The sequence below is a fragment of the Deltaproteobacteria bacterium genome (genome assembly GCA_013151915.1).
Lineage (GTDB): Bacteria > BMS3Abin14 > BMS3Abin14 > BMS3Abin14 > BMS3Abin14 > BMS3ABIN14.
Map to the genome: position 1 here is coordinate 43875 of JAADHJ010000001.1, position 6413 is coordinate 50287.

6 protein-coding genes and 1 tRNA gene are annotated in these 6413 nt (G+C 55.2%); all 7 read left to right on the forward strand.

Translation table 11 applies throughout. The features are described 5' to 3' along the window. On the forward strand, positions 1-2031 hold the full coding sequence (gene uvrB, locus GXP52_00195) for an excinuclease ABC subunit UvrB (GenBank protein ID NOY85710.1): 2031 nt from the start codon (positions 1-3) through the stop codon (positions 2029-2031). A 10-nt stretch (positions 2032-2041) separates the two neighbouring features. After that, positions 2042-3886, forward strand: a complete 1845-nt coding sequence (gene uvrC, locus GXP52_00200) for an excinuclease ABC subunit UvrC (GenBank protein ID NOY85711.1) — start codon at positions 2042-2044, stop codon at positions 3884-3886. After that, positions 3886-4392, forward strand: coding sequence for a molybdopterin-guanine dinucleotide biosynthesis protein B (gene mobB, locus GXP52_00205; GenBank protein ID NOY85712.1), 507 nt, complete (start codon positions 3886-3888; stop codon positions 4390-4392). Before uvrC ends, mobB begins: the two co-directional genes overlap by 1 nt. A gap of 199 nt (positions 4393-4591) precedes the next feature. Next, positions 4592-5131: a lytic transglycosylase domain-containing protein gene (locus tag GXP52_00210; GenBank protein NOY85713.1), complete on the forward strand. Its 540-nt coding sequence runs from the start codon at positions 4592-4594 to the stop codon at positions 5129-5131. Positions 5132-5216: 85 nt separating this feature from the next. Next, a complete protein-coding gene (gene pgsA / locus GXP52_00215) occupies positions 5217-5801 on the forward strand; it encodes a CDP-diacylglycerol--glycerol-3-phosphate 3-phosphatidyltransferase (protein NOY85714.1) in 585 nt (194 codons plus the stop codon). Positions 5802-5893: 92 nt separating this feature from the next. Continuing rightward, positions 5894-5968: transfer RNA gene (locus GXP52_00220), tRNA-Gly, on the forward strand. A 219-nt stretch (positions 5969-6187) separates the two neighbouring features. Continuing rightward, positions 6188-6413 (forward strand): cyclic nucleotide-binding domain-containing protein (locus GXP52_00225; GenBank protein ID NOY85715.1); only part of this gene is annotated, 226 nt, incomplete at its 3' end.

A 6413-nucleotide genomic window follows, 5' to 3' on the forward strand; every position in this document is an offset into this window, starting at 1 on the left:
ATATTGAGTTTCCAGCTTGTTTCCGACTATTCTCCCAGGGGAGATCAGCCTCGGGCGATAGAGGCCCTTTCCAGGGGAATTTCGGAAAAAAAGGATTACCAGGTCCTTCTTGGGGTCACCGGCTCCGGAAAGACATTCACCCTCGCCAACGTCATATTCGAAATCCAGCGTCCAACGCTTATCCTCGCTCACAATAAAACCCTCGCGGCGCAGCTCTACCAGGAATTCAAAGCCTTTTTTCCCAACAACGCCATCGAATATTTTGTTTCCTACTACGATTATTATCAGCCGGAGGCCTACGTTCCGCAGACCGACACATTCATCGAGAAGGACAGTTCCATAAACGAGGTAATTGACCGTCTGCGTCATTCGGCCACGCGATCATTGCTCACCAGACGGGACGTCCTGGTTGTCTCTTCCGTTTCCTGCATTTTTGGCCTGGGTTCTCCGGCAGCGTACCGGGATATGCTGGTCAACTTCAAGGTTGGGGAGAAGGTAACCCGAGAGGGGATACTTTCGAGCCTCGTGGAAATGCGTTACGAACGGAATGACCTCGATTTTCACCGTGGGACCTTCAGGGTCAGGGGCGACGTGATTGACCTCTTTCCCGCCTACGAGGAGAACGGACTGAGAATCGAGCTGTTTGATGACCATATCGAACGCCTGGTCTACCTGGACCCCCTGACCCTCAAAGCCTCGCAGGAAGTCGGTGATGTCAGCGTTTTTCCCGCCAGTCACTATGTTATTCCTGAGGCGGGGATGAAGGAAGCCATCCTTGGGATAGAGGATGAGCTGAAAGAGCGTGTCGAGTATTTCCGGTCTCGCGGCAGGCTTGTGGAGGCGCAGAGGATCGCTGAAAGGACCGCATTCGATCTGGAGATGATGCAGATCGTGGGTTACTGTAAGGGGATTGAGAACTACTCACGACACCTGACGGGCCGAAGTGTGGGGGAGCCGCCCCCGACACTTCTTGATTACTTCCCCGGCGACAGTGTGATGGTTATCGACGAGAGCCACCAGACTGTGCCACAGGTTCGGGCCATGTACAATGGTGACCGGTCACGCAAAGAGAGCCTGATTGAGTACGGTTTTCGCCTGCCTTCGGCATTTGACAACCGCCCCCTTACCTTTAGGGAATTCGAGGCTGTCAAACTCCCAAGGATCTTTGTCTCCGCCACCCCGGGACCATACGAACTGGGGAAGACCGGCGGTGAGATTGTCGAGCAGGTCATCAGGCCGACCGGGTTGATCGATCCAATGGTGATCATTGAGCCGGCGGGCCATCAGGTGGATAATCTCGTGGAACGGATCAAGGAGGTAATTTCCCGGGGCAGCCGTGTTATGGTGACCACACTTACGAAAAGGATGGCCGAGGACCTGACCAGCTATCTGGGGGAGTTGGATATAAAGGTCCAGTACCTTCATTCGGATATCGATACCCTTGAAAGGGTCCGGATCATACGGGAACTGCGCCTGGGGGTATTCGACGTGCTCGTTGGGATAAACCTTCTACGTGAGGGGTTGGACCTGCCGGAGGTATCCATGGTTGCAATAATGGACGCGGACAGGGAGGGTTTTCTTCGCTCGGAGACATCCCTTATTCAGACCATGGGCCGCGCGGCGCGAAACGTGGAGGGGCAGGCCATTTTATATGCGGACGTGATTACCAATTCCATCAAGAGGGCGATGGCCGAAACCCAGAGAAGGAGGACCATTCAGATATCATATAACAACGAGCATGGAATAACACCCGAATCGGTCAGGAGCCGGATTCACGATGTTTTGTCCTCCGTCGAGGAGGTGGATTACGTGACCCTGGCCCAGGTTGAGGGTGATTTTCAACCGGAGGATCTCCAGGGGACCATCAAGGCCCTGGAGGCCGAGATGATGGATGCCGCGACCCGGCTCGAGTTTGAACGAGCCGCTGAAATCAGGGACAGAATTCGACAGCTTGAAGGCAGGCAGATAATGTTGGGCGCTCCTGCCAGGACGATTCAAGGGAAGGGCAAAAAGAGGAAAAAACAGCAGTAGGGATTCCCATATGGAAATGGATGAAAGGCTTACGGAACAGCTCAAGCATCTCCCAAGTACGCCTGGGGTCTATATATACCGGGACGCGGAAGGAAACCCTCTGTACGTTGGGAAGGCCAAAAACCTGCGCAAAAGGGTCAAACAGTACTTCACTGGAAAGCAGAACATCCGGACGGCGGTCATGGTGTCAAATATCGATTCGGTGGAAATCATCGTCGCCGAATCCGAAAAAGAGGCCCTCCTTATGGAGGCCAACCTTATCAAGACCCGCCGGCCCCGCTACAACATAGATCTCAAGGACGACAAGAGCTATCCCTATTTTCGAATTACGATCAGGGAAGAGTTCCCAAGGCTGGAGATCACACGACGTGTCCTCAAGGACGGAAGCGCCTATTTCGGTCCCTTCACCGATGTTGGTTCCGCACGCAGGATGATGAGGTACCTTCACAGGGCTTTTCCCCTCAGACGTTGCAAGGGCGCGAAGCCCGGCGGGCGGGCCACCCCCGGCCGCCCCTGTCTTGATTTCCAGATGGGTCGCTGCACTGGACCGTGCGGCGAGGAGATCGGCGCAGGGGAATACGGTAAGATGGTGGATGGGGTTGTCGACTTTCTAAAGGGGAAGGGGAGACGAATCGCCGCTTCATGGGAAAGGGAGATGGTCAGACTTTCGTCGGACCTCCGTTTTGAAGAGGCGGCCGTTATACGGGACAGGGTCACGGCGTTAAACAGCATCCTCGAGGGGCAGAACGCGGTGGGAGACCCGGGAGATGACCTCGACATACTGGGGTACACGGTCTCCGAATCCCTGTCGGTCCTCATCTGTCTTTTCGTACGGTCAGGGCTCATCGTCGGGCGTAAGGAGATGGCCCTTGAGGGGCGGTACAGTGCGGAAGAAGCCATGGAGGCTTTCGTTTCTTCACACTATAGGAAAGGTGTTGCCGTACCCAACAGGATTCTTTTTCCCATTGGCCTGGAGTTTGCGCCGGAGCATGAGGAGATACTTTCGGAATTGGCGGGAAGGGCGGTCAGGATTCAGCGGCCTTTAAGGGGAAAGGGCGTCCGGCTGCTTCACCTGGCGGAGGAAAACGCCCGACAGGCTTTCGAGGCTTTCAGCGCAAGAAGGAAGACGGCCTCGAATCTCTCCTCGGAAATAGCCGCATCCCTAGGTATGGAGTCGTCCCCGAAACATATCGAGTGCATGGATATTTCCCATACATCAGGACGACTTGCGTACGGCAGCATCGTCTCGTGGAAAGCGGGTGAACTGGACAAAAGCGGATACCGGCTCTTTTCAATCCGCGACGGCGGCGCTCCAGGTGATGATTACACGGCCCTGGAGGAGGTAATCACCCGGCGGTTCACCGGGTCGGCGGCAGGCGAACTCGAAACGCCGGATCTCCTTCTGATCGATGGTGGAAAAGGGCAGCTTTCACGGGTTTCCGGGGTCCTGGGCTCCCTGGGGGTGGAGGCCCCTTTCCTGGCAGCCATCTCCAAGGCCAGGTCTGCGAAACAAAAAGAGGGCGCGAATGCCGTTGATGAGATCTATCTTCCCGGAAGGTCCAATCCGAAGCGCTTGCCCCGCAACTCCGGTGCCCTGCACGTTCTTCAGATGCTCCGGGATGAAGCTCACCGGTTCGCGCTGAAGGGCCACAGGAGCGGCAGGGGGAAGGCCGACCTCCTGAGCGTTCTGGATGGCATTGACGGGGTGGGGCCTGCCCGGCGAAGGGTCCTTTTGACGCACTACAGGTCGCTTAATGAGATCAAGGCGGCCCGCCTGGACGAACTTGCTTCTCTCAGGGGGCTGAACATGAAGGTTGCCGAAAAGATTAAAGAGACCCTGAAAGGGGACCTTTGATGGTCCCGATCCTTCTTTTCGTGGCCCCATCAGGCGCTGGGAAGACGACCCTCCTGGAGAAGGTTGTCATTGGGCTGAAGGGTAGGGGGTATAAAGTCGGGGCCATGAAACACACGGGTCATTCGGTCGCCTTCGATAAAGAGGGGAGCGATTCATGGAGGTTCTCCAGGGCTGGAGCCGACGTAACCGTTATCTCCTCCCCCGGGTCCGTGGCGCTGCGAAGAAAGGCCGAGGAGGACCTTTCCATCGACGCCATGGTCCAACGGTATGGTCTGACGGATCTGGATATCATGCTGGTTGAAGGACACAAACAGGCTCCCTATCCAAAGATCGAGATCCACAGGGAATGTCTGGGTCCGGAGCTCCTTTGCAGGGGTGGGACCCGTGACCCCTTTCTCGAGGCCATCGCAAGTGACACGCCCCTTGAGGTCGATGTTCCGGTTTTACCGCTTGATAATGCAGGCGTGGTCTGCGATTTTATTGTAAAGCGTTTTCTGGAAAGATGATGCCGCCGGGGCACAGAAACCAATTGGGTATTAATTTTGCATTTCCACCATGGCACCGCACATGGAGGGGGTTGATGACCGCGAAATGGCCCAAAAATGTCACCTGGCCGATGAAATTTTTCCATTATCATGGGGTATTCGTGCTTTGAAAAGACCATGGACACTCATGTTTCTCCTGATTCTTCCGGTTTTCCTTGTCATGGCCACCGGAAACCGGGCCGGTGCGGATATCTACCGTTATGTGGATGAGCGAGGGGTTGTAAACTTCACGGACAACCCCGGGAACGCCGGCTACGAGGTTTATCTCAGGGACGGCGTTTCCAGACCCCTTCTGGCAATCGGCTATTACCCTTACCGGGACGAGGTGCAAAATGCCTCCACTGTTTACAAGATCGAGGAGTCGCTCATCCGTGCTGTTATGGAAGTGGAATCCGATTACAACCGTTTCGCGGTTTCCAGCACAGGTGCCAGAGGGCTGATGCAGCTGATGCCCGCCACCATGAGGTATCTGGGCGTCAGGAATCCCTACGACCCCAGGCAGAATATCATGGGAGGCACAAGGTATCTGAAGAGTCTCATGGGAAGGTTTTCCGGCAACCTGTCCCTCGCCCTCGCGGCCTATAATGCCGGCGCGGGAAATGTGGTGAAATACGGCCGGATTCCTCCCTTTCCGCAGACCCGGAGATACGTAACGAAGGTGATGGCCCGTTATCGAACCTACTCGGGCATCAGCGAGTAGGTTACTTTCCCCCGGAAGGGTAGTTAAGATACGGCTTTAAAATCAACGGTGGACAATACGCGGCATCTGATTTAACCTGTCACCCATGCCCTTCAATACTCTTCCCAACTGGTTTACCATCGGCCGTATTCTTTTCCTGCCGGCTATTCTGGTTCTCGCCTCCTTCCCCGAAAAGGGGTTCGGTGTCGCTGCGGCCATTGTGTTTTCCCTCGCGGCCATCACCGATTTTCTCGACGGGTTTATTGCCCGAAAGACGGGGCAGGTCAGTGATTTCGGGAGGCTGGTAGATCCCATCGCCGACAAGATTATCGTGGCTTCGGCCATGATAATGCTCGTCCACCTCGACAGGGTTCCAGCCTGGATGGTAGCCCTCATCATTTCCAGGGAATTCGCGGTTTCCGGCCTGAGGGCATATGCAGGCACCAAAAATGTGGTTGTTTCGGCCAGGTTCACGGGAAAGATCAAAATGACGCTCCAGGTCCTCGCCATCATTGGGCTTCTGGTCAACTATCATCTCTGGGGGTTCCCTTTCGGCGAGGTTGGTTTCGTCCTTTTCCTGGCGGCTTTCGCTGCCACACTGTGGTCCGGATATGAGTATTTCGCCGATTTTTTCAAGGATTTCCGGGGCCGGTCCGAGGAGGTTCAGGAGCAAACCACGCAGGATTCCTAGGAGCTTTTCGGAGTTCTACGCCATGCTTCAAGGAACAATGCAATGTGATGTTGAAAAGGGCCGTCTATTTTGTTATATATACACCGCTTCCGGCGGGAATAGCTCAGTGGTAGAGCGCCACGTTGCCAACGTGGATGTCGCGGGTTCAAATCCCGTTTCCCGCTCCATGCGTTTTTTCAGGCTCCCTCGTCGGAGCTTTTTTTCTGGTTCATTCGGTTAATGCGTATCTTTATTGTTTTGCTGTCATTGCGAGCCCGAGTGAAACCGCAGGCGCGGCAATCTCATGCGGAGCCGAAAAGGTAGACGGAAGCAATCCCGAAGGTCAAAATCCAACTTACCACAGCTTTTCTTAATGACCGGTCCCTACCGAATACCCGGAGAAAACAATGAGATCATGGTCCCTTGAAGAAAAAGCAGACGAGATGGGGCGCTTTCCCCTGTTTGCAGGGCTGGACAGAACCCTGCTCCTGGAGCTTGCGCGCCTTTGCCGCATCGTCTCCATCCGGAAAAAAGCAGTTCTCTTCAAGGACGGGGACCCTGCTGTGGGATTCTACCTTCTGGTTGAGGGAAGGATCAAGCTTTCGAAGATAAGCGCAGGGGGCAGGGAACAGA